The sequence below is a fragment of the Stenotrophomonas sp. TWI1183 genome (genome assembly GCF_039673115.1).
GTDB classification, from domain to species: domain Bacteria; phylum Pseudomonadota; class Gammaproteobacteria; order Xanthomonadales; family Xanthomonadaceae; genus Stenotrophomonas; species Stenotrophomonas maltophilia_AA.
The window spans coordinates 56,207-77,980 of record NZ_JBDJKZ010000003.1 but is presented as its reverse complement, the minus strand read 5'-3'; the positions used below and the strand labels follow the sequence as shown (position 1 = coordinate 77,980).

22 protein-coding genes are annotated in these 21,774 nt (G+C 68.3%); 10 read left to right on the top strand and 12 right to left on the bottom strand.

The window, feature by feature from the left end; translation table 11 throughout:
* Positions 1–6: 6 nt before the first annotated feature.
* Entirely contained in the window at positions 7–2,856 is a 2,850-nt protein-coding gene (locus ABE434_RS04400; RefSeq protein ID WP_346477958.1) for an EAL domain-containing protein, read from the bottom strand.
* A 203-nt stretch (positions 2,857–3,059) separates the two neighbouring features.
* Between ABE434_RS04400 and ABE434_RS04395 the strand changes: the two genes are divergently transcribed.
* The 5 genes from ABE434_RS04395 to ABE434_RS04375 all read left to right on the top strand — a co-directional run bounded on the left by ABE434_RS04395 (position 3,060) and on the right by ABE434_RS04375 (position 7,226).
* The gene (locus ABE434_RS04395; protein ID WP_346478079.1) at positions 3,060–3,614 is read left to right on the top strand and encodes an RNA polymerase sigma factor; all 555 of its coding nucleotides are present in this window, start codon (positions 3,060–3,062) and stop codon (positions 3,612–3,614) included.
* Entirely contained in the window at positions 3,611–4,552 is a 942-nt protein-coding gene (locus ABE434_RS04390) for a hypothetical protein (RefSeq protein WP_346477957.1), read from the top strand. Before ABE434_RS04395 ends, ABE434_RS04390 begins: the two co-directional genes overlap by 4 nt.
* A gap of 44 nt (positions 4,553–4,596) precedes the next feature.
* A complete protein-coding gene (locus tag ABE434_RS04385; protein ID WP_346477956.1) occupies positions 4,597–5,205 on the top strand; it encodes a YigZ family protein in 609 nt (202 codons plus the stop codon).
* Positions 5,198–6,964, top strand: coding sequence for an ABC transporter transmembrane domain-containing protein (locus tag ABE434_RS04380; RefSeq protein ID WP_346477955.1), 1,767 nt, complete (start codon positions 5,198–5,200; stop codon positions 6,962–6,964). The genes ABE434_RS04385 and ABE434_RS04380 overlap by 8 nt, the downstream gene beginning before the upstream one ends.
* Before the next feature lie 67 nt (positions 6,965–7,031).
* Complete coding sequence (locus ABE434_RS04375) at positions 7,032–7,226, top strand: hypothetical protein (RefSeq protein ID WP_176989748.1); 195 nt, start codon at positions 7,032–7,034, stop codon at positions 7,224–7,226.
* Positions 7,227–7,373: 147 nt separating this feature from the next.
* Here ABE434_RS04375 and ABE434_RS04370 read toward each other — a convergent pair whose 3' ends face one another.
* The 6 genes from ABE434_RS04370 to hrcA all read right to left on the bottom strand — a co-directional run bounded on the left by ABE434_RS04370 (position 7,374) and on the right by hrcA (position 14,569).
* Positions 7,374–8,486: a prephenate dehydrogenase gene (locus tag ABE434_RS04370; protein WP_346477954.1), complete on the bottom strand. Its 1,113-nt coding sequence runs from the start codon at positions 8,484–8,486 to the stop codon at positions 7,374–7,376.
* Complete coding sequence (gene pdxY, locus ABE434_RS04365) at positions 8,483–9,391, bottom strand: pyridoxal kinase (protein ID WP_019183153.1); 909 nt, start codon at positions 9,389–9,391, stop codon at positions 8,483–8,485. Before pdxY ends, ABE434_RS04370 begins: the two co-directional genes overlap by 4 nt.
* A 108-nt stretch (positions 9,392–9,499) precedes the next feature.
* Positions 9,500–10,636: a molecular chaperone DnaJ gene (gene dnaJ, locus ABE434_RS04360; RefSeq protein WP_121042065.1), complete on the bottom strand. Its 1,137-nt coding sequence runs from the start codon at positions 10,634–10,636 to the stop codon at positions 9,500–9,502.
* 164 nt (positions 10,637–10,800) lie between these two features.
* A complete protein-coding gene (gene dnaK, locus ABE434_RS04355) occupies positions 10,801–12,729 on the bottom strand; it encodes a molecular chaperone DnaK (protein WP_176989745.1) in 1,929 nt (642 codons plus the stop codon).
* 174 nt (positions 12,730–12,903) lie between these two features.
* A complete protein-coding gene (gene grpE / locus ABE434_RS04350) occupies positions 12,904–13,419 on the bottom strand; it encodes a nucleotide exchange factor GrpE (protein ID WP_176989744.1) in 516 nt (171 codons plus the stop codon).
* 82 nt (positions 13,420–13,501) lie between these two features.
* On the bottom strand, positions 13,502–14,569 hold the full coding sequence (hrcA, locus tag ABE434_RS04345; protein ID WP_019183158.1) for a heat-inducible transcriptional repressor HrcA: 1,068 nt from the start codon (positions 14,567–14,569) through the stop codon (positions 13,502–13,504).
* Between the two features lie 125 nt (positions 14,570–14,694).
* Here hrcA and recN point away from each other — a divergent pair, with 125 nt between their 5' ends.
* Entirely contained in the window at positions 14,695–16,356 is a 1,662-nt protein-coding gene (recN, locus tag ABE434_RS04340; protein ID WP_176989743.1) for a DNA repair protein RecN, read from the top strand.
* 124 nt (positions 16,357–16,480) lie between these two features.
* Here recN and ABE434_RS04335 read toward each other — a convergent pair whose 3' ends face one another.
* Entirely contained in the window at positions 16,481–17,398 is a 918-nt protein-coding gene (locus ABE434_RS04335; protein ID WP_346477953.1) for a LysR family transcriptional regulator, read from the bottom strand.
* Positions 17,399–17,494: 96 nt separating this feature from the next.
* Between ABE434_RS04335 and ABE434_RS04330 the strand changes: the two genes are divergently transcribed.
* Complete coding sequence (locus tag ABE434_RS04330) at positions 17,495–18,736, top strand: SGNH/GDSL hydrolase family protein (protein WP_346477952.1); 1,242 nt, start codon at positions 17,495–17,497, stop codon at positions 18,734–18,736.
* Positions 18,737–18,823: 87 nt separating this feature from the next.
* Here ABE434_RS04330 and fur read toward each other — a convergent pair whose 3' ends face one another.
* Positions 18,824–19,231: a ferric iron uptake transcriptional regulator gene (gene fur, locus ABE434_RS04325; RefSeq protein WP_070470227.1), complete on the bottom strand. Its 408-nt coding sequence runs from the start codon at positions 19,229–19,231 to the stop codon at positions 18,824–18,826.
* Positions 19,232–19,335: 104 nt separating this feature from the next.
* On the opposite strand from fur, the gene bamE reads away from it, so the two are divergent.
* Positions 19,336–19,728, top strand: coding sequence for an outer membrane protein assembly factor BamE (gene bamE, locus ABE434_RS04320; protein ID WP_121042056.1), 393 nt, complete (start codon positions 19,336–19,338; stop codon positions 19,726–19,728).
* Positions 19,729–19,744: 16 nt separating this feature from the next.
* On the opposite strand, the gene ABE434_RS04315 is transcribed toward bamE, so the two are convergent.
* Positions 19,745–20,005, bottom strand: coding sequence for an RnfH family protein (locus ABE434_RS04315; protein ID WP_176989740.1), 261 nt, complete (start codon positions 20,003–20,005; stop codon positions 19,745–19,747).
* A gap of 3 nt (positions 20,006–20,008) precedes the next feature.
* On the bottom strand, positions 20,009–20,437 hold the full coding sequence (locus ABE434_RS04310; RefSeq protein ID WP_176989739.1) for a type II toxin-antitoxin system RatA family toxin: 429 nt from the start codon (positions 20,435–20,437) through the stop codon (positions 20,009–20,011).
* Positions 20,438–20,494: 57 nt separating this feature from the next.
* On the opposite strand from ABE434_RS04310, the gene smpB reads away from it, so the two are divergent.
* Positions 20,495–20,998, top strand: coding sequence for an SsrA-binding protein SmpB (smpB, locus tag ABE434_RS04305; protein ID WP_179459174.1), 504 nt, complete (start codon positions 20,495–20,497; stop codon positions 20,996–20,998).
* Complete coding sequence (locus tag ABE434_RS04300; RefSeq protein ID WP_346477951.1) at positions 20,998–21,426, top strand: GNAT family N-acetyltransferase; 429 nt, start codon at positions 20,998–21,000, stop codon at positions 21,424–21,426. The genes smpB and ABE434_RS04300 overlap by 1 nt, the downstream gene beginning before the upstream one ends.
* A 5-nt stretch (positions 21,427–21,431) precedes the next feature.
* On the opposite strand, the gene ABE434_RS04295 is transcribed toward ABE434_RS04300, so the two are convergent.
* Entirely contained in the window at positions 21,432–21,731 is a 300-nt protein-coding gene (locus tag ABE434_RS04295) for a metalloregulator ArsR/SmtB family transcription factor (protein ID WP_346477950.1), read from the bottom strand.
* Between the last annotated feature and the right edge of the window lie 43 nt (positions 21,732–21,774).

The following is a 21,774-nucleotide window of genomic DNA, read 5'->3' as shown; positions in this document are numbered from 1 at the left end:
GACGGTTCAGGCCGTCGCGGTCGCCGCCATCGGGGCCGGCCGGCCGAGCAGGTAGCCCTGGCCGTAATCGCAGCCCAGCTGCAGCAGCGTGTCGTGCTGGGCCTGGGTCTCGATGCCCTCGCCCACGGTTTCGATGCCCAGCGTGCGCGCCAGCGACAGCACGCCCTGCACCAGCGCGTGCGTGCTCTGCATGTCCTGCCCGTGCAGGCCGGCAATGAACGATTGATCGATCTTCAGCGTCGAGATCGGGAACCGGTGCAGGTAGGACAGCGCCGAGAATCCGGTGCCGAAATCATCCAGCTGCACCAGCACGCCGCGGTCACGCAGGGTCTGCAGGATACGCAGCGTACGCGGGCCATCATCGAGCAGCGCCACTTCGGTGATTTCCAGGCGCAACCGATGCGGATCGGCGCCGGCCGCTTCGATCAGTCCGAACAGGCGGGCGCTGAAGTCGGCCGAGCGGAAGTGCCGCGGCGACACATTCACCGACAGATAACCGCGGCCGCCGCGCGCGAGCTGGGTGATCACCTGCTCGTACAGCAGCCAGTCCACCTGCTCGATCAGGCCGCTCTCCTCGCCCAGGTCCAGGAACGCACTGGGCAGCAGCAGCCCGCGACGCTCGTGCTGCCAGCGCAGCAGGGCCTCGTGGCCGACCAGCTCACCATCGCTGAGCCGCATGATCGGCTGATAGAACGGCACGAAATCGCGGTTGATGATGGCCCGGCGCAGGTCCGCTTCCAGGTCCAGGCTGCGCAGCGCCTGCTCGCGCATCGCCTCATCGAACACCGCGCAGCGGTCATTGCCCTGCGCCTTGGCCCGGTACATCGCCGCATCCGCATCGCGCACCAGCTCTTCGCCGTTGCGGTAACGCGGATTCCACATGGCGATGCCCAGGCTGCCGGACGGGAACAGCTCGCGCCCCTTCACCCACATCGACTCCTCCAGCGCCACCAGCATGCGCTGCGAGAACTCCAGCGCCGAGGCCAGGCCATCGCCACACTGGAGCAGGATCGCGAACTCGTCGCCCCCGAGCCGGGCGACCACGTCCTGTGCGGAAATCATCGAGACGATGCGTTTGGCCACCTCCACCAGCATCTGATCGCCGGCGGCATGGCCGATGCTGTCGTTGACCAGCTTGAACCGGTCCAGGTCCAGGAACAGCACCGCAAAGCCCTGCCCTTCGCTGCCGCGCGCACGCGCGATCGCATCTTCGAGCCGATCCAGCAGGTGCAGCCGGTTGGGCAAACCGGTCAGCGCGTCGTGCATGGCCTGGTGGGTCAGGCGCTGTTCGGCGCGCAGGCGTTCGCCGATCTGGCCGAGCAGTTTGTCGTTGACGTCGGCCAGCTCGCGGGTGCGCTCATCCACGCGCTTTTCCAGATCGGCATGCGCATTGCGCAGCCGCTCCTGGTCGCGCTGGCGGGACAGGCCGTTGCCGATGTTCTGCGCGACGAAGGTGAGCAGGCGCTGGTCGTGGACGGTGAACACCACCTCCGGCGAATAGCTCTGCACCACGATCACGCCGACCACATCGTCATCGCTCAGCAGCGGCACCCCGAGCCAGCAGTTCGACCGGGCGCCGAACTCACGGACCACGCCGCTGTCGCGCAGCGCATCGATGCGCTCGCGGGTCGCCAGCAGCGGTTGCCGGTTGCGCACGATGAACTCGGTCAGTCCTTCGCTGAAGGGACGCGGCGCGCGCGAAGGGTTGTACTCGTCCACCGAGTACACGAACTCCAGCCCGTCGCCCTTTTCGTTGACCAGCGCGATGTAGAAATTGCGTGCGTCCAGCAGCGTGCCGACGACGCCATGCACCTGGCCGTAGTACTGCGACAGCGACTCGGCGCTCATCGCCAGTTCGGCGATGTTGAACAGGGCCAGCTGCAGTTTCTCGGCGCGGCGGCGCTCGACCACCTCCTCCTGCAGGTTGCGGTTGGCGCGCTGCAGCTCCACCGTGCGGCGCTCGACCTGGCGTTCCAGCTGCACCTGCGCCTGGCGCCGGTCCATCGCGGTGAGAATATGCTGGGCGACATAGCCCAGCAGTGTGCGGTCGGCCTCGTCATAGCGCGCGCGATGTTCGTAGCTCTGGACCACGATCGCGCCGCACACGCGCCCATCGCGCAGCATCGGGACGCCGAGCCAGTCCAGGCTTTCCGGCCCTCGCTGCGGATCGTGCTCGTCATCGAGGATGGCCAGCAGCTCGCGCGAGGGTCCGCTCAGCGGCTGGCCGTGCCGCAGCAGCGCGAAGGTCAGGCTGCGCGGCATTTCGTGTTCTTCGTAGCTGCGGTCCGGGTCGGCGACGAAGTCGTCCTTCTGGTCGGCGAAGTACAGGAACCGCACCCGGTGCCGGATGTCGTCGTACTCGACGATGAAACAGTTCTGCGCGTACATCAGCGAATTGAGCACGCGGTGGAAGTGGCGCAGCATCTCGGCCATTTCCAGATCCGCCCCGGCCAGATCGGCGATCTCGTACAACGCCTGCTGCAGGCGTTTGGATTCCTCCAGCGAGGCGATCTCGCGGCGCTGCCGGGCCAGCGACAAGGTGCTCTGGACCAGCAGGCGCGCGGCCGTCCACCAGCTGTCCGGCGGCGGGCCGGCGGCCAGCGTCACGCTCACGCTCAACCCGGCACCGTCGTGGGTCCAGCGCTGCTGCCATGGCGGCCCGCCCTGCATCGCCGTGGCGCTGCCCTCCGGCTGGCCCTGGCTGCCCTCGCCGAGCACCGGATCCGACCAGGCCAGCGCGACCGCCGCTCCGGCCGGCAACAGGGCGCACAACGCCGTGGCGACTGCGGCAGGGATCACCGCATCACCGTCCCGTTGCACTGAAGAGGTCACCATCTGGCTGGACACGTCGCTCATCTCTCGGGTGCCGGCTGCCCGGCACCTCCCCTGTCCTGCGAGCATAACGCGCGAACCGGGGGGCAGTGGAAGAGCCGTAACCCCTCCCGGCACCGCGGGACGTTGTTACTGCCATGCCCCAGGTCATCGCCATCCCCGCCCGTTCCGCCACCCGGCACGCCATCGACTATGCGAACACCCCCGCAGCGCTTACTCTGTGCGCCGTGGATGCCCTCGCCCTGCCGACCGACGAAGCACTGATGCTGGCCTGGGCCGGCGGCGACCTGCGTGCATTCGAGACGCTGTATGGCCGCCATCGCAGCCGCCTGTACAGTTTTCTGCTGCGCCAGCTGCGCGATGGCGCGCTGGCCGATGAAATGTTCCAGGATGTCTGGCAGCGGGTGATCGCGGCCCGTGCCGGCTGGCAGCCCGAGGCGGCCTTCACCACCTGGCTGTTCCGGATCGCCCACAACCGCCTCAACGACCACTGGCGTGCCGCCAGGCACCGTCCCTCGGCACCTATCGACGCCGACGAGCGCGTCGCGGCGATCACCGATGCACGGACCCCGGAAACCCAGTTGTCCGATTTCGAACAGCGCCGCCAGCTGCAGTTGGCGATGGAGCAGCTGCCGCCGGAACAGCGCGAAGTCCTGCAGCTGCGCCTGGAACAGGAACTGAGTCTGGAAGAGATTGCCGAGATCACCGGTGTGGGCCGTGGGACGGTCAAGTCACGGCTGCGCTATGCCATGGACAAACTGCGTGCGGGGTTGAGCGGATGAATCGCCAGGATCCGCTGACGCCCGAGGAACGCGAGCTGGCCCGGCTGCTGGGTCGGCCAAGCGCGACCGGCCCGGCGCCGTCGATCGACGAGGCCGTGCTGGCCGCCGCGCGTACCGCGGTGGAAGCACCGGCCGCGGACGCGGCCACCTGGAAGCTGCCACCAGATGCCCCGGCACGTTCGCGGCGCCCGCGCTCGCGGCTGCCGGCGGTGTTCGGGCTGGCCGCCTCGGTGATCTTCGCCGTCGGCATCGCCTGGCAGCTCAAGCCCGACGCCCCGCCCGCGCCTCCAATGGCCGAACCGGTCGCCGCACCCGCATCGAGCGCCGCCGTGACGGAGGCTGCACCGGCGATGGACGCCGCGCCGCTGCCGGCCCCGGTCGCTGCACCACCGCCCGTCCCGCAGCAGCGCGCGGCGAAGGCGGCAGTAGAGGCGCCGGCACCGGCCAGTACGACCGCTGCGCCCGCGCGTGCGCGCGCCGTGTCTGCGCCGCGCCCCGAACCCATTGCCGCACCTGCGCCGCCGGCACCGGCACCGGCACCGGCACCGGCACGGGCACCGATGATGTCCGCCCCCGCACCCGAAGCAGCGGCGTCCCATGCCATGGATGCAGGCGAACCGGCGCTGGACGCCGTCGCGGTGACCGGCTCGACGATCGAGCGCTCGGCGCCGGCCAAACCCGCCCCGGGTGCTCCCGGCGTGATGCGTCGCGCCGCCGCGCCGATGGCCGCACCTGTCTCGGCAGACGATGCCGTGCGTGCACTGCACCAGGCCGTTGCCGCCGATGCCGGCCTGCCCCGCAAGCAGTGGCTCAAGCGCATCCGCGAACGCCGCGACGCCGGTGACGTGGACACCGCGCGCGCCAGCCTCGAGCGCTATCTGCAGCACTACCCGGAAGTGCGGATCCCGCGCGATCTGCGCCAGCTGCTCGAGAACTGATGCTGCGCGTACGGTGACCGGGCATCCCCACTAGAATGAGGGGAATGCCCGATACGCTCGCCACCCCCGTCAGCCACAGCCTGGAGATCAAGCACAGCCGCTTCATCGCCCATGCCGCGCCGATCCCGCATGCGGCCGCCGCGCTGGAGTTCCTGCAGCAGGTTGCCGTCGTGGATGCCACCCACAACTGCTGGGCCTACCGCTACGGCAACGAATACCGCTCCAGCGATGACGGCGAGCCCTCCGGCACCGCCGGCCGTCCGATCCTGGCCGCGATCGATGGCCAGGGCTTCGATCGGGTGATGGTGGTGGTGACCCGCTGGTATGGCGGCATCAAGCTGGGCGCGGGCGGCCTGGTACGCGCCTATGGCGGCACCGCCGCCGAATGCCTGCGGGTCGCGCCGCGGCTGCCGCTGATCGCCATGGCCGAGCTGGACGTGCACGCCGGCTTCGAGGATCTGGGCCCGCTGCACGCCGCCCTGGGCATGCATCTGGCCGAGAAAGTGGACGAAGCATTCACCGCCGACGGCGTGAACCTGCACCTGCGCTTGCCGGCCGATCAGGTCGAGCCGTTGAAAAATCGCCTCCGCGACGCCACTCGTGATCGTGTCCGTATTGAATCCCGCACCGAACCAGGCCCATCGAATGACTGACGCACCCGCTCCGCACGACACGCCGATGCGCCGCCTGGGCAGCTTGAACACCCTGTGGCCGTTCGTACGCCGGCATGTCGGGCTGTTCAGTGCCTGGCTGGTGGCCCTGGCGATCTCCTCGGTCGCCACCCTGAGCCTGCCGGTCGCGGTCCGCCAGATGATCGACCACGGCTTCACCAGTGGTGGCCAGATCAACAAGGCCTTCGCACTGCTGTTCCTGGTCGCGGTGGTGCTGGCCCTGGCCACTGCCGCGCGCTTCTTCTTCGTCTCCCTGCTGGGGGAAAAGGTGGTCGCCGATCTGCGCAGCCGCCTGTACGCGCACCTGATCACGCTGGGCGCCGGCTTCCATGACCGCAGCCGCAGCGGCGAGCTGGTCTCGCGCCTGACCGCCGACAGCGAACTGCTGCGCAGCGTGATCGGCTCGACCATGTCGGTGGCGCTGCGCAGCACCGTCACCGTGATCGGCAGCCTGGTGATGCTGTTCGTCACCAGCCCGCACCTCGCGGCGTGGTCGCTGGTCGGCATTCCGCTGGCGGTGCTGCCGATCATCATCGGCGCCCGTCGCCTGCGCAACATCGCACGCGCCAGCCAGGACCGCATCGCCGATGCCAACAGCCTGGCCTCGGAAACCCTGGGCGCGGTGCGCACCGTGCAGGCCCACGCGCGTGAGCCGTATGAGCGCGGCCGCTTCAACGCCGCCCTCGGCGATGCCATCGGTGCCGCGCGTCGCCGCATCCGCGCGCAGTCGATCGTCACCGCCAGCGCCATCGTGCTGGTGTTCGGCGCCATCGTCGGCGTGCTGTGGCTGGGCGCGCACGAAGTGATCGACGGCAACATGAGCGCCGGCACGCTGGGCCAGTTCGTGCTGTATGCGCTGATCGGCGGCGGTTCGGTCGGTGCCCTGGCCGAAGTCTGGAATGAACTGCAGCGCGCGTCGGGTGGCATGGGCCGCATCGCCGAGCTGCTGCAGGAGGACGTGGAGATCACCGCGCCCGCCCATCCGACACCCTTGCCGCAGCCGCTGCGTGGCGAAATCCGCTTCGAGGATGTGGTGTTCCATTACCCGCAGCGCCCGGATACCGCCGCGCTGGACCATGTGGACCTGCACGTGCGCCCGGGCGAGACCGTCGCACTGGTCGGTCCGTCCGGCGCCGGCAAGAGCACCATCCTGTCGATGCTGCTGCGTTTCCACGATCCCGCGGCCGGCCGCATCCTGATCGACGGCGTGGACCTGCGCGAGGTCGATCCGGCGCAGCTGCGTGAGCAGCTGGCACTGGTGCCGCAGCAGCCCACGTTGTTCGCGAGCAGCGCGTTCGAGAACATCCGCTACGGTCGCCTCGAAGCGACCGATGAAGAGGTGCAGCGCGCGGCCGAAGCCGCCGAGGCCGATGAGTTCCTGCAGGCCCTGCCCGAGGGCTATGCCAGCGAGCTGGGCGAGCGCGGTGCGCGCCTCTCCGGCGGCCAGCAGCAGCGCATCGCGATCGCCCGCGCCCTGCTCAAGGACGCACCGATCCTGCTGCTCGACGAAGCCACCAGCGCCTTGGACGCCCAGAGCGAGCGCGCCGTACAGCAGGCCCTGGAGCGGTTGATGGCCGGCCGCACCACGCTGGTGATCGCGCACCGCCTGGCCACCGTGCTCAAGGCCGACCGCATCGTGGTCATGGACCACGGCCGCATCGTCGCCCAGGGCACGCATGCCGAGCTGCTCGCCGAGGGCGGTCTCTACGCCGAACTGGCACGCCTGCAATTCATCGATTGATGACGGGCCGGTAACACCGGCCATCGCATCCTGCAGCCCTCACTGGATGCGCTACAGGAGGTGTTTCATGTCGTTCCGACAGTTCCCCGCCACCGACGCCAATGGCGACGATTACGTCATCATCGAGTTCAAGGACGAGCAGCCCGATGCCTCCGCAGGCAACGGGCAGAGTGCACGCTACGAGCTGGCCGATGGCCGCCATCTGATCCGCGACGGCCGCGAGTTCCGGACAGCGGGAGGCGAACTCACCCTCGTCACCTGAGGCGTTGAAAAAAAGTTACGCGGATGTTGGTCAATTTTTGACCAAGCATCTTGACAGCCTTTACCCGCAAGGCGCGTACGCACTTATCCACACGTTTGTGCGCAGATCATCCACACCCCCTGTGGATGAATGCTGCAGCGCACCGTGTCAGCGGACCAGCACGCGGCCGATGCCCGAGGCATCGATCTCGATGGCCGCCGCCTGCAGCGCGAGCGCATCGCTGCCCGCTACGAATCCGACCCGGAAGTGCACTTCACCGGCGGGCGTGCGCGAGGAATGGATCGAGGCCAGGCTGACCCCATGCCGCTCGAACACATGCAGCAGTTCGCGCAGCGAACCGGGCCGGTCTTCGGGCAGGTGCACGCTGATCGCGTTGCGCTCGGTCAGGTCGGCCAGCAGGTAGCCGACCCGCTCGAAGGTGTAGTTGCCGTCGGCCAGCACCTCCGTCCCCATGCTGTCACGGTTGTCCAGCAGCAACTGCTGGCGGAAGGCGGTGCGCGCTGCGTCATCGCCCTGCTCCAGCTGTGCCCGCAGCTGCTGCAGCTGCGCCAGCAGGCGATCCAGCATCGGTGCCACATGCGGATTGCCGAACTGGATATCTTCGTAGATCGCCGGATTGAGCGAGAGGATGCGCGCGATGATCGCGGTATCCAGCTCGAACGAGGCCGACCGGTACGGCATCAGCGCCGGCAGCGCGCCCAGGATCGGCGCGTACTCGCGCAGCACGCCAGCCTGCGCCAGATGCGTGGCATGCACCATCGCCTGGACCAGCGCCATGACCTGATCGTGATGTTCGGGCGTGGCGCGCACGCACTCCGCTTCCAGTGCCTCGCACAGCTGCTGCACGAACGGCTGCCACCGCGCCAGCCGCGCCTCGCAGACCACCATCACCCTGCCCTTCAGCGTGGGCGCCTTGGGCGGGGCCGTCATCGGATGCAGGCCCACCACCTCGGCCTGCGAGGCAAGCATCGCCTCCACCGGTGCGGATTTGACCGAGGTGACATCCAGCCACAGGCGACCGGCTTCACGACCCGCCGATCGCGCGACGTAGTCGGCGATCAGCGCGGGCGTGTGCCGGATCGGTGCCGAGAAGATCAGCACCTGCGCGCGCTCGAGCAGGGTTTCCGGGCTGTCCGACTGCGGGTCGGCTGGATCGTGGCCGATCACCTCCAGACCCAGGCGCTGCGCCAGGAACCGGCGCAGCCAGCGCCCGTAGGCACCGTCGCTGCCGACGATGCCGACCACCGGCGTCAGGCTCACGCCAGGCGCTCGGGGACGAAGCGATCCGGCAGGGCCAGCGCTGCCGGCGCCGCCGCCAGCACATCGAACTCTTCATGGCCGTTGGCCAGGGTGGTCTCCAGCGCGACGTGCACGCCGGCGATGGCGCGCGAGATCGCCTGTTCGAAGGTTTCCCCACGCAGCAGGAAGGCGACCAGCAACGACATCAGCACGTCACCCGTGCCCGCCACGTCCACCGGCAAATGCGGCGAGGACCAGCGCCAGATCGCGTCGCGGCTGACCGCCAGCGTGACCAGCTGGCCCGGATCGCCACCGACGCTGTGCGCCAGCACCCACTCCGGGCCACGCGCCAGCAGCGCCTGTGAGGCGGCGATCGCATCGTCCTGGGCCAGGCTGGGCATCCCGGTCAGGCGGCCGAGTTCAAAGGCATTCGGCGTGACCAGCCAGGCATGCGGCAGCAGCCGTTCGGCGAAGACCTTTTCCAGGCCCGGCTCGACATAAGGGCCGGTGTGGGTGTCGCCGATGACCGGGTCCAGGCAGTAACGCAGCTGCGGCGAGGACGGCAGCACCGCATCGAGCCAGTCGGCGAAGGCCGCACCGTTGCCAACGCTGCCGAAGTAGCCGGACACCAGCATCCGTGCGCGCTGTGGAAGACCGCGCTCACCGGCGCCGAGCAGCAGATCGGCGAACCAGTCCGAGGGCAGCACGCGACCGCGCGTCGTTTCGTAGAACGGCGCATTGCTGAGCAGCGTGGTGGGAATTTCGGCCACGCGCACGCCCAGCGCGCGCAGCGGCGGCACGGCAGCGCTGTTGCCGGCATAGCCGTACACCAGCTGGGACTGCACCGAGATGACGTCGACCGGCGACGGACCGTCCGGGCGCTGGCGGCGGCCGTGGACCAGGTGGCTTTCGAGGGATTCGTTCATGCGGACATTTTACGCCCGGTGCCGCCCGGTAGAGGTAGAGCCGTCCGCGCACAAAAAAAGCCCCCTGTCGCCAGGGGGCTTTCGCTACTTCACAGGAACCGTCGTCGCTTACGACGTCATCCGGTCCCAGAAGCCCTTCACGCCATCGATGAAGGTCGCCGACTTCGGCGAGTGCTTGCGGGCTTCCTCACCGGTGAAGGTGGTCTCGAACTGTTCCAGCAGCTTGCGCTGCTCCGGGGTGAGATTGACCGGGGTCTCCACCACCACGCGGCAGTACAGGTCGCCTTCGCTGCGGCTGCGCACCGAGCGCACGCCCTTGCCGCGCATGCGGAACAGCTTGCCGGTCTGGGTCTCGGCCGGAATGCGGATTTCCGCATAGCCACCAAGGGTCGCCACGCGCACGGTATCGCCCAGCGCGGCCTGCGAGATGCGGATCGGCACTTCGCAGTGCAGGTCGTCGCCATCGCGCTGGAAGATCGCGTGCTCGCGCACCCGCACTTCCACGTACAGATCGCCTGCCGGGGTGCCGGCCGGACCGGCCTCGCCCTCGCCGGACAGCCGGATGCGGTCGCCGGTGTCGACGCCCGCAGGCACCTTGACCGACAACACCTTGTCTTCCTCGACACGGCCATTGCCGTGACAGGTCTTGCAGGGGTTCTGGATGATCTGGCCACGGCCGTTGCAGTGGTGGCAGGCCTGCTGCATCGCAAAGATGCCGCGCTGGATGCGCACCTGGCCCTGGCCACGGCAGACCGAGCAGGTCTCGACCTTGCCATCTTCCGAACCGCTGGCGTTGCAGTCATCGCACTCGACCAGACTCGGAATCTCGATGCGGCGTTCCACGCCCATCACCGCTTCTTCCAGGTCCAGCTCCATCACGTAACCGATGTCGGCACCGCGACGGGCCTGGCGCGGACCACCACCGCCGGCGCCACCGCCGAAGATGTTGCCGAAGATGTCCCCGAAGATATCGCCCATGTCCGGGCCACCCGGACCACCGCCACCGCCGCCCATGCCGTGCTCGAACGCCGCGTGGCCGTGGGCATCGTACATACGGCGCTTGTTGCCGTCGGACAGGGTTTCGTAGGCTTCCTTGCATTCCTTGAACGCGGCCTCGGCCTCGTTGTCACCCGGATTGCGGTCCGGATGGAACTTCATCGCGCAACGGCGATAGGCCTTCTTCAGTTCTTCGTCGCTGGCGGTGCGGGACACGCTCAGCACTTCGTAGTAATCGCGCTTGCTCATAGCTTGAATCGGTTTCCGGAAGTCGGGATTCGTCAAAGCGGAAGAGCGGCACCAGGTCCGCTCTTTCGCCGGGCGCCCCGACAGGCCGGGATACGGCTGTCAGGACCAGAAGGGGGAGACGACAACGGGACGTTGCCTGCGCAACGTCCCGTGTCATGGCCGGATCAGGACTTCTTGTCGTCCTTGACTTCGGTGAACTCGGCGTCGACCACATCGTCGTGCGCGCCGTTGTTGCCACCGGCATCCGGACCCGGTGCGGCGCCACCCTGCTCGGCCGCCGCGGAGGCCGCGAACAGGGCCTGGCCGGCTTCTTCCAGCACCTTCGACTTGGCTTCGATCTGGGCCTTGTCGTCGCTCTTCATCGCGGTCTCCAGATCGGCCAGGGCCGACTCGACCTTGCCGATCACGTCGCCACCGACCTTGCTGCCGTGCTCGGTGATCGCGGTACGCGTACCGTGGATCAGCGCGTCAGCCTGGTTGCGGGCCTGGACCAGCTCATGGAACTTCTTGTCTTCTTCGCGGTTGGCTTCCGCGTCGGCGACCATGCGCGCGATCTCGTCCTCGGACAGACCCGAACCGGCCTTGATCTCGACCTTCTGTTCCTTGTTGGTCTTCTTGTCCTTGGCCGACACGTGCAGGATGCCGTTGGCGTCGATGTCGAAGGACACTTCCACCTGCGGCAGGCCGCGCGGCGACGGCTCGATGCCGGAGAGGTCGAACTTGGCCAGCGACTTGTTGAAGCGGGCCTGCTCGCGCTCACCCTGCAGCACGTGCACGGTCACGGCCGACTGGTTGTCCTCGGCGGTGGAGAACACCTGCGAGGCCTTGGTCGGGATGGTGGTGTTCTTCTCGATGATCTTGGTGAACACGCCACCCAGGGTCTCGATGCCCAGCGACAGCGGGGTCACGTCCAGCAGCAGCACGTCCTTGACGTCGCCGCCCAGCACGCCGCCCTGGATCGCGGCACCCAGTGCCACGGCTTCGTCCGGGTTGACGTCCTTGCGCGGTTCCTTGCCGAAGAACTCGGTCACGGCCTGCTGCACCTTCGGCATGCGGGTCTGGCCGCCGACCAGGATCACTTCACCGATGTCGCTCGAACGCAGGCCGGCATCGTTCAGCGCGATGCGGCACGGCTCGATCGACTTCTTGATCAGGTCTTCCACCAGCGCTTCCAGCTTGGCGCGGGTCAGCTTGATGTTCAGGTGCTTCGGGCCCGACGCGTCAGCGGTGACGTACGGCAGGTTCACTTCGGTCTGCTGGCTGGTGGACAGCTCGATCTTGGCGCGCTCGGCGGCGTCCTTCAGGCGCTGCAGGGCGAGCGGATCCTTGCGCAGGTCGATGCCCTGGTCCTTGTTGAACTCGTCGACGAGGTACTCGATGACGCGGTTGTCGAAGTCTTCGCCGCCCAGGAAGGTGTCGCCGTTGGTGGCCAGCACTTCGAACTGCTTCTCGCCGTCGACGTTGGCGATCTCGATGATCGACACGTCGAAGGTGCCGCCGCCCAGATCGTACACAACGATCTTGCGGTCACGGCCGTCGCCCTTGTCCAGGCCATAGGCCAGGGCAGCCGCGGTCGGCTCGTTGATGATGCGCTTGACTTCCAGGCCTGCGATGCGGCCGGCGTCCTTGGTGGCCTGGCGCTGGCTGTCGTTGAAGTAGGCCGGCACGGTGATCACGGCCTCGGTGACGGTCTCACCCAGGAACGCTTCGGCGGTCTTCTTCATCTTCTCCAGCACGCGGGCGGAGATTTCCTGCGGGGCCATCTTCTTGCCGTCGCTGGTCTGGACCCAGGCGTCGCCGTTGTCATGGGCCAGGATGCCGTAGGGCACGTGCGCGATGTCCTTCTGGACTTCAGCGTCGGTGAACTTGCGGCCGATCAGGCGCTTGACGGCGTAGAAGGTGTTCTTGGGGTTGGTCACGGCCTGGCGCTTGGCCGAGGCGCCGACCAGGACTTCGCCGTCCTTGGTGTAGGCGACGATGGAGGGCGTGGTGCGATCGCCTTCCGCGTTTTCGATGACGCGGGCCTTGCCGCCGTCCATGATCGCCACACACGAGTTGGTGGTGCCGAGGTCGATACCAATGATCTTGCCCATGAGGGAGACTCCTGAAGTTCTGGGTACATCCGGCAGCTGCCGGGTTATGAATGGGATGTGTGGGACGCTGCGGACACTTTCAAGCCGTCCATCAAACACAGTGTTCGATGGCGACCCAACGCGTTCAGCGTCCGGTCGAGCCGCCGGGACAGGCCCGGCAGACCGGGATGCGGGTCAGTCGCGGGCCACCACGACCAGCGCCGGACGCAGCAGGCGGTCGTTGAGCAGGTAGCCCTTCTGGAACACCTGGACCACGCTGCCGGGCGCCGCGCCGGGCGCGTCGACCTGGCTGATCGCCTGGTGGTGGTCCGGGTTGAAGGTCTGGCCGGTCGGGTCGAGCAGGGTCAGGCCATTGTCGGCGGCGACCTTGAGCAGCTGCTTGTAGGTCAGTTCGAGACCTTCGCGCAGCGGGCTCGGTTCGCTGCCGGCGGCATTGAGGCCGGCATCGAGGCTGTCGAACACCGGCAGCAGCTCGCCGAGCAGTTTTTCATTGGCGAAGCGGCGCGCCTGTTCCACGTCGCGGGCAACGCGCTTGCGCTGGTTGTCCAGGTCGGCGCGTTCGCGCAGCGACTCCGAGCGCAGCAGGGCAAGCTCGTTGTGCAGGCTGTCCAGCTGCTGCTGCAGGGACGGCTCAGCGGCCGGCTCGCCGGCGGGATTCTGGGATGCGATATCTGACTGATCTTGGTTCATTTCCGGATCCTTGGCGGTGACTCTCCGCCTCCACCCACCCCTATGTGGGCGCGGCTACGGGATTCAAGAGTCCAGGGCCGCTTTATGCGCGATCGCGGGACAATCCGCCGCCGCCGGGCGAGCCCAGCGCGGCCCCCAGTACCTGGGCGGTGGCTTCCACCAGCGGGATCATGCGGTCGTAGGCCATCCGCTTCGGGCCGATCACCCCCAGTACGCCCAGCACCTGGCCATCGGCCGAGTACGGGGCGGTGACCAGCGAGACGCTCTCCAGCGGCATCACCCCGGTCTCTTCGCCGATGAAGATGCGCACGCCCGGGGCCTGGATGGTGCGCTCGAGCAGCTGCAGGATCTCGCGCTTGCTGGCGAACACGTCGAACAGCTCGCGCAGGCGCTCCAGGTCGGAGAGGTCCTGCACGCCCATCAGGCGGGTCTGACCGGCCAGCACCATGTCATCGGCCGGTGGCACCATCGCCTGCTCGGCCAGCTCGATGCTGTGCGCCAGCAGCTGCTCCATCTCCGACTGCGCATCGCGCAGCTCCAGCAGCAGCCGGGCCCGGATCTCGGCCAGCGGGCGCCCGGCGCAGTTCGCATTGAGATAGTTGGCGACCTGCTCCAGCTCGCCCGGGTCGAAGCTGCGGCGCGGCTCGATCACCCGGTTCTGCACTTCGTTGTCGGCGAACACCAGGATCGCCAGCACCCGGCGCGCGTCCAGCGCCACGAAATCGATGTGCCGGAACGCGAACTGCTCCCGGCGCGGGGCACTGACCACCCCGACGAAGTGACTCATCGCCGAGAGCAGCTCCGAGGCACTGCCGAGCAGGGCCTGGGTGCCGGTGCCGGTGGCCAGCTCGGTGCGCAGGCGGCTGAGTTCGCCCTCGCCCGGCGGCTGCATCTTGACCAGGCTGTCCACGAACACCCGGTAGCCGTGCGCGGTCGGCACCCGGCCTGCGGAGGTATGCGGGGAGCTGAGCAGGCCCAGGTCTTCCAGGTCGCCCAGGATGTTGCGGATCGTGGCCGGGCTGACGTCCAGGCCGGCATGCCGGGCAAGCGTCTGCGAGCCGACCGGCTCGCCATCCTGGATATGGCGGGCGATCAGCGTCCGCAGCAGATGGCGGGCGCGTGGCGCGAGATGTGACGCGGAAGGATGCATGGAATCAGCCTGTGAGACGCCCACTTAGATAATGGCTGCACGGGGCGTTGGCAAGTCATTGGAGACGCCCCCGGCCCATGCTAGCGTGCGCGGCTTGGAGACACCCCTCGTGTACAACGTAGACCATGCTTAGACATCTATCGATCAAGGATTTCGCGGTCGTCCGCGCCACCGAGCTGGAATTCGGCGCCGGCATGACCGTGGTCTCGGGTGAAACCGGCGCGGGCAAGTCGCTGATGGTGGACGCGCTGGGCTTTTTGTCCGGGCTGCGCGCCGACAGCGGCGTGGTCCGCCACGGTGCCGCGCGCGCCGAGCTCTCGGCCGAATTCGCGCCATTGGCCGACGCCCCGGCGCGCCAGTGGCTGCGCGACAACGAGCTCGACGACGAAGAACAGTGCCAACTGCGACGCGTGATCCGCGCCGACGGTGGTTCGCGCGCCTTCATCAATGGCCGCCCGGTGACGCTCTCCCAGCTGACCGAGCTGGCCGGCATGCTGGTGGAGATCCACGGCCAGCACGAACAGCAGGCCCTGCTCTCGCGCCCCTCGCAGCTCTCGCTGCTGGACGCCTTCGCCCGCAACGACGCCGAGCGCGCCCAGGTCCGCCAGACCGCGGCACGCTGGCAGGCGCTGGTCGATGAAGCCGAGGCCTTGTCGCGCCAGGGCGACGTGAGCGACCGGATCGGCTACCTCGAGCACCAGCTCGGCGAGCTCAAGCGCGAAGACCTCGATCCCGCCTCGATCGCCACCCTGGGCAGCAGCCACCGCCGCCAGGCCCATGCCAGCGCGCTGATCAGCGCCTGCGACGTGGCCGTCAGCCGCCTCAACGGCGACGACGAGGTCTCGGTGCTGCAGCTGCTGCAGCAGACCCGCCACGATCTGACCCGCGTGGCCGAACACGACAGCCGTCTCGGCGAGGTCGACGCCCTGCTCGACAGCGCCGCCATCCAGCTGGACGAAGCGCTGTCCCTGCTCGATCGGGTCCACGACGACCTGGATGCCGACCCGGAGCAGTTCGAGGATATCGAACGCCGCCTGGGTCGCCTGCATGATCTCGCCCGCAAGCACCGCGTGCCGATGGAAGCGCTGGGCGAGCACCGCGACGCGATGGAGGCCGAAGTCGAGCAGCTGCGCGGCGCCGATGAGCGCCTGCAGGCCCTGGCCGGTGAGATCGACCGCGCCGCCGGGCAGTGGAAGACCGTGGCCGAGGTGCTCAGCGCCAGCCGCCGGAAGGCCGCGAAAGCCCTGTCGGACACCACCACCACCCTGATCGGCGAGCTGGGCATGGGCGGTGGTCAGTTCCTGATCGATATCGAGCCGCAGACCGTGGCCAAGCCGGACCCGAACGGCGCCGAGCGGGTCGAGTTCCTGGTCGCCGCCAACGCCGGCCAGCCGCCGCGTGCCCTGCGCAAAGTGGCTTCGGGCGGTGAGCTGTCCCGGATTTCGCTGGCGATCGAAGTCGCCGCGCTGGGCCTGGATGCGGTGCCGACCATGGTCTTCGACGAAGTCGACTCGGGCATCGGCGGCGCCGTGGCCGATATCGTCGGGCAGAAACTGCGCGCCTTGGGCGAGAAGCGTCAGGTGCTGTGCGTCACCCACCTGCCGCAGGTCGCCTCCAAGGGCCACGCCCACTACCGGGTCAGCAAGGCCCCGGTGGACGGCATGACCCAGAGCGCGGTCGAGAAGCTCGATGCCAAGGCCCGCGAGGAAGAGCTCGCGCGGATGCTGGGCGGCGTGGAAGTCAGCAAGGAAGCCCGCGCCGCCGCGCGCAAGCTGCTCCAGGTCTGACCGGTAGTGCCGGCCGCTGGCCGGCTCCTCCGGATGTCGGCCCGCCCTGCCGTCACCGGCCGCTGGCCGGCTCCTCCAGATGCCGGACCGCCCTGCCCTCGCCGGCCGCTGGCCGGCTCCTCCATCATCCCAGCGGCCTGGACAGGTCCACCCGCGCCACCAGGAAATCCAGCAGCGCGCGCACCCGCAGCGGCAGGTAACCGCCCTGCCCCTGGAACACCGCATGCACCTCTTCCAGATCGCCGGGATTGGCGTGCTCCAGCACCGGCAGCAGCCGCCCCGCCGCGACATCGGACTGCACCTGGAATGCCGCCAGCCGCGCGATGCCCACGCCGCCGAGCACCAGCCGGCGCAGGGCCTCGCCATCACTGGCGCGCACGTTGCCCTCGGTCGGGACGACCCTGCGTTCGCCGTTGAGCTCAAGCGGCCACCCCGTATACGCGCGTGGATGCCCGATATCGAGCCGGTTGTGCGCCAGCAGCGCGTCGGCGTCTTCCGGCAGCCCATGCCGGGCGGCATAGTCGGGGGCGGCCACGATCATCATCCGGGTCGCACCCAGCCGCCGCGCGACCAGGCTGGAGCTCTTCAGCGGCCCGGCCCGCACCGCCACGTCGGTGCGCTGCTCGAGCAGATCGATCACCTCGTCGGTCAGCACCAGGTCCACCCCGACCTGCGGGTGCAGAGCGAGGAAGCTCGGCAGCAGCGGCAACAGGAAATGCTGGCCGAACGGCACGTTGGCGTTCACCCGCAGGCGCCCGCGCGGCTCGGCATGTGCGCTGGCACAGCGCTCGGCCTCGTCCAGATCGGCCAGGACCCTCAACCCGCGCTCATAGAAGGCGCAGCCCTCCTGGGTCAGCTGCAGCTGGCGGGTCGAGCGCTGCAACAGGCGCGTGCCCAGCCGCTGCTCCAGCCGCGAGACCAGCTTGCTGACCGCCGAGGGACTCAGCTCCAGCGAGCGGGCCGCCGCCGAGAACCCGCCGGTTTCGACAACCCGGACGAATACTTCCAGTTCGCCGGAACGGTTGATGTCAGTGCCTGCCATGGGATGAATCCAGTTCACAGATGATTGTCCGCAGGCAGTCTAGTTCACAGGTGAGCCGCAGATCACCATGGCGTCCCCTCGCCCACGGATTGCCCGATGAATACCCTCGCCCGCCTCACCGCCACCGCCCTGCTTGCCACCGCCGGGGGTGCAGCAGCGGCCCCTCCGACGACGTGGGCAGCCAGTTGGCAGGCCAGCCCGCAACCGGTCTGGGACGCAGGCTTCCTGTTTCCCACGCTGATTCCCGGGCACCTGGAGGCACAGACCTTCCGGCAGACCGCGCGCCTCGGCCTGGGGGGCGGGAAGCTGCGCGTGCGCCTGAGCAATGCGTATGGCAGGCAGCCTCTGCGGATCAGCGCGGCCAGCGTTGCTGCCGGAGCGGGGCGCCCCCCGCTGGCGCTCTCGTTCGACGGGCACAGCGACACCCTGATCGCGCCCGGCAAGGAACGCCTGAGCGACCCGCTGGCGCTGGCGACCGCCGATCTGCAGGCCGTGCAGGTGAGCGTCTACCTTGCCGAACGCACGCCGCTGCAGACGTTCCACTGGGACGGTCGGCAGACCGCGTCGTTCGCCGCTGGCGACCAGACCCTCGCCCCCACCCTGACCGCCACCGCGACCACGACCGCCCGCCTGTTCGTCTCGGGCATTGATGTGGAAGCGCCCGCCGATGCCCGGAGCGTGGTCGTGATCGGTGACTCGATCACCGATGGCGCGACCGCCAGTCTGGACCGCGACCAGCGCTGGACCGACCACCTCGCCGCGCGCCTGGCGCCGCAAGGGGTGGCCGTGGTCAACGCAGGCATCTCCGGGGGACGCCTGCTGCGCGATGGCATGGGCGAGGCAGCGCTGTCGCGGTTCCAGCGTGACGTGCTCGATCAATCCGGCGTGGCCAGCGTGATCGTGCTGCTGGGGACCAACGACATCGGCTGGCCCGGCACCGCGTTCGCCCGCACCGCGCCGGCGCCGACCCTGGCCGAGCTGCAGGCGGGCTATCTCGCCCTGGTCGAGCGCGCCCATGCGCGCGGCGTCCGCATCCTCGGCGCAACCCTGCCGCCGTTTGAAGGCGCCCTGCCCGACACTCCGCTGGACGATTACTACCAGCCCGACAAGGACGCGCTGCGCCGTCGGCTCAATGACTGGCTACGGCAGGACAGCCCGTTCGATGCCGTGATCGATCTCGATGCCGTGCTGCGCGACCCTGCCGATCCCTCCCGGCTGGCGGCGGCGTTCGATTCCGGCGATCACCTCCACCCGGGCGATGCAGGCAACCGGGCGATGGCTGACGCGGTGGATCTGCAGGCGCTGCTGCCCCGCCAAGTGCCGGTCACGACACCCTGAGAACGAAAAAACCCCCGTGCCGAGGCGCGGGGGTCTGATCAGCAGCCTGTTCTGGCCAGGCCGGTCACCACGACCGGCCCAAAGCCATCACCGGCGCTTCTTGCGCACGTAGAGCACCAGCGAGTGCTCTTCCAGCTCGTAGCCGTGGTCCGCGGCGATCTTGCGCTGCAGCTCCTCGATCTCGTGGCTTTCGAACTCGATGATCTTGCCGCTGTCCACATCGACCATGTGGTCGTGATGACCACCGCGGTCCAGTTCGTAAACGGCCTGGCCGCCCTCGAAGTTGTGCTTCAGCACCAGGCCGGCGGCCTCGAACTGGGTCAGCACCCGGTACACCGTGGCCAGGCCGATCTCGTCACCGTGCTCCAGGAGCTGGCGGTAGATGTCTTCGGCGGTCATGTGGTGGCTGGCATTGCGCTGCTCGAGCAGCGCCAGGATCCGCATACGCGGATGGGTCACCTTCAGGCCGACTTTGCGCAGGTCGTGGGTTTCCATAGTTCTCCGTTCATTGGCGATTTAGCGCCAGCTGCCTCGGATTGGGTCGCGGCGACACGTCAGGAGTGTATCATCGACTCGATTTCCCCAAACGCCATTCCCCGATGCGCAATCTCCTGCTGGTCGCCGCCGTTGCCCTGTCCACCACGGGCTGCGGCATCATTTACAAGCAACCCATCTATCAGGGCAACCTGATCCGGGAGCAGGCCGTCGGTCAGCTGCAGGTGGGCCAGAGCAAGCAGCAGGTCAGTGCCCTGCTCGGCACGCCCTCCGTCGCGGACCCGTTCCACGCCCAGCGCTGGGACTACACCGCCAGCCAGCGCGTGAACCGCGTCGGCAAGACGGACGTGAAGAACTTCACCGTCTACTTCGAGAACGATGCGGTCACCCGCTGGGACGGCGAGTACTTCGCCAGCGATGATGCCCAGCTGGCCCGCAGCACGGTGCGCCAGTTCGGCCGCAACCTGCCCAAGGACAAGAAGAAGCGCGGCCGCTGAGGCCCCCCTTCTTCAGTCAGCTGCCGGCGCGTGCGCGTCGGCGGCGATTGTCTTTCGGGTCGGCCAGCAGCGGACGCAGCAGCTCAACCCGGTCGCCCTCACGCAGCCCCTGATCTGCCTTGGCCAGCAGGCCATGCACGGCCACGGCCGGGCACCGGTCACTGCCTTCGATGGCGGCCAGCGCGACGGCGTCGGCAACGGTGGCCCCCTCGGCCAGCGTCAGCACCCGCGACTCGACCCGATCAGGCCACGCCAGCACCACCTCGACCGTGATCACGGCTCACTCCTGGGCGTCGGCGACGCGGACGAAATCATTCACCATGCGATCGGCCAGACCCTGGAAGCCCAGCGCCAGGGCCGGACCGAGCAGGCGTGAGGTCGGCTCGAACTCCAGCGTCAGCGTGACCTTGCAGGCGTCCTCGGCCAGCGCATGGAATTCCCAGCGCCCGTGCAGGCGCTTGAACGGCCCGTCCTTGAGCTGCATATCGATGCTGTGCGGGCGCTGCAGCGTGTTCTCGGTCATGAACCAGGTCGAGAACGAACCGAAGCCCAGATCCAGGCGCGCGACCAGGCGGTCCGGGCCGGACTCCAGGATCTGCGAGGCCGAACACCAGCGGAAGCGGCGCGGATAGGCGTCAATATCATTGACCAGGTCGAACATGCGGGCAGCCGAATGTTCGACCAGGGCACTACGGCGGATAGTTGGCATGCGATACAGATGTCTGATGAATCGACCGGGCGTGCCCGAATCGGAGACAATAGGGAAATGAGCAAGAACAGCGGCAAGGATAAAGCAAAGGACGCGACGGCCAACAAAACCATCGCGCTCAACAAGCGTGCCCGTCACGAGTACCACATAGAAGATCGCTTCGAAGCCGGCCTGGCCCTGCAGGGCTGGGAGGTCAAGTCGATCCGCGCCGGGCGCGGCAACATCATCGATGCGTACGCCTACGTGCGTGATGGCGAGATCTACCTGATCGGTGCGCAGATCACCCCGTTGATCCAGGCCTCCACCCACGTGGTGGCCAACGACCGCCGGGAGCGCAAGCTGCTCCTGCATCGCAACGAGATCGACAAGCTGATCGGCAAGGTCCAGCGCGACGGCTACACGATCGTGCCCACCGCGATGTACTGGAGCAAGAACAAGATCAAGCTCGAGATCGCGCTGGCCAAGGGCAAGCAGACCCACGACAAGCGCGATGCCGAGAAGGACCGCGACTGGGCGCGCGAGAAGTCGCGCACGATGCGCCGCCACAACCGCGACGCCTGATGACGCGCACGGTGCCCGCGCCGGGCATCCAGCCGGCCAGCGCCGAGGACACCCGCGCGGTGTTCGCCGGTCTGCTGGCCTTCAACCAGGCCGCCAGTGGCGATGCCCTGGACGACCAGCCGGTCAACCGCGTGATCCACGACGACGCCGGCCAGGTGGTGGCCGGGATCGCCGCCGATGTCTGCGGGGGCTGGCTGATGGTGCATGCGCTGTGGGTCGACGACACCCGTCGCGGCGAAGGCCTGGGCCAGGCCCTGCTGGCCGATGCCGAACAACAGGCCCGCACGCTCGGCGCACACGCCGTGACGCTGGATACCTTCTCCTGGCAGGCCGAGGGCTTCTACCTCAAGCAGGGCTATGAGGTGTTCGGCCGGCTGCAGGCGTTTCCGCCCGGCCATCAGCGGCTGTATCTGCGCAAGCGGCTGTAGGGCCCCTACGCAGCGCCGGCCTCGCCGTCCGGACAGTAGGCGTCATGCAACGCCGCCAGCACGCGCAGTGCCGGCGACTCGGCCAGCGCATAGAAAATCGTCTGGGCCTCGCGCCGGGTGGTGACCAACGCCATTCCCCGCAGCACCGCCAGGTGCTGGGACAGCGCCGACAGACCCAGCCCACTGAGCGGCTGCAACTCCCCCACCGACGCCTCGCCTTCCACCAACCGACACAACACCCGCAGCCGTGCCGGATGTGCCAGCGCCTTCAACAGGGCAGCGGCCTGGTCCGCTTGGGCGGCCATCTCTGCAGCACGGGAGGTCACAGGGGAATGTCGAGTCGGGTTC

Excerpts from the sequence above, each read along its gene's own strand:
- dnaK (WP_176989745.1), bottom strand. The coding sequence starts at position 12,729 with ATGGGCAAGATCATTGGTATCGACCTCGGCACCACCAACTCGTGTGTG.
- pdxY (WP_019183153.1), bottom strand. The coding sequence starts at position 9,391 with ATGAACGAATCCCTCGAAAGCCACCTGGTCCACGGCCGCCGCCAGCGC.
- bamE (WP_121042056.1), top strand. The coding sequence starts at position 19,336 with ATGCGCAATCTCCTGCTGGTCGCCGCCGTTGCCCTGTCCACCACGGGC.
- ABE434_RS04335 (WP_346477953.1), bottom strand. The coding sequence starts at position 17,398 with ATGGCAGGCACTGACATCAACCGTTCCGGCGAACTGGAAGTATTCGTC.
- ABE434_RS04385 (WP_346477956.1), top strand. The coding sequence starts at position 4,597 with ATGCCCGATACGCTCGCCACCCCCGTCAGCCACAGCCTGGAGATCAAG.
- ABE434_RS04300 (WP_346477951.1), top strand. The coding sequence starts at position 20,998 with ATGACGCGCACGGTGCCCGCGCCGGGCATCCAGCCGGCCAGCGCCGAG.
- fur (WP_070470227.1), bottom strand. The coding sequence starts at position 19,231 with ATGGAAACCCACGACCTGCGCAAAGTCGGCCTGAAGGTGACCCATCCG.
- ABE434_RS04295 (WP_346477950.1), bottom strand. The coding sequence starts at position 21,731 with ATGGCCGCCCAAGCGGACCAGGCCGCTGCCCTGTTGAAGGCGCTGGCA.
- grpE (WP_176989744.1), bottom strand. The coding sequence starts at position 13,419 with ATGAACCAAGATCAGTCAGATATCGCATCCCAGAATCCCGCCGGCGAG.
- smpB (WP_179459174.1), top strand. The coding sequence starts at position 20,495 with ATGAGCAAGAACAGCGGCAAGGATAAAGCAAAGGACGCGACGGCCAAC.
- ABE434_RS04310 (WP_176989739.1), bottom strand. The coding sequence starts at position 20,437 with ATGCCAACTATCCGCCGTAGTGCCCTGGTCGAACATTCGGCTGCCCGC.
- hrcA (WP_019183158.1), bottom strand. The coding sequence starts at position 14,569 with ATGCATCCTTCCGCGTCACATCTCGCGCCACGCGCCCGCCATCTGCTG.
- dnaJ (WP_121042065.1), bottom strand. The coding sequence starts at position 10,636 with ATGAGCAAGCGCGATTACTACGAAGTGCTGAGCGTGTCCCGCACCGCC.
- ABE434_RS04400 (WP_346477958.1), bottom strand. The coding sequence starts at position 2,856 with ATGAGCGACGTGTCCAGCCAGATGGTGACCTCTTCAGTGCAACGGGAC.
- recN (WP_176989743.1), top strand. The coding sequence starts at position 14,695 with ATGCTTAGACATCTATCGATCAAGGATTTCGCGGTCGTCCGCGCCACC.
- ABE434_RS04380 (WP_346477955.1), top strand. The coding sequence starts at position 5,198 with ATGACTGACGCACCCGCTCCGCACGACACGCCGATGCGCCGCCTGGGC.
- ABE434_RS04390 (WP_346477957.1), top strand. The coding sequence starts at position 3,611 with ATGAATCGCCAGGATCCGCTGACGCCCGAGGAACGCGAGCTGGCCCGG.
- ABE434_RS04330 (WP_346477952.1), top strand. The coding sequence starts at position 17,495 with ATGAATACCCTCGCCCGCCTCACCGCCACCGCCCTGCTTGCCACCGCC.
- ABE434_RS04375 (WP_176989748.1), top strand. The coding sequence starts at position 7,032 with ATGTCGTTCCGACAGTTCCCCGCCACCGACGCCAATGGCGACGATTAC.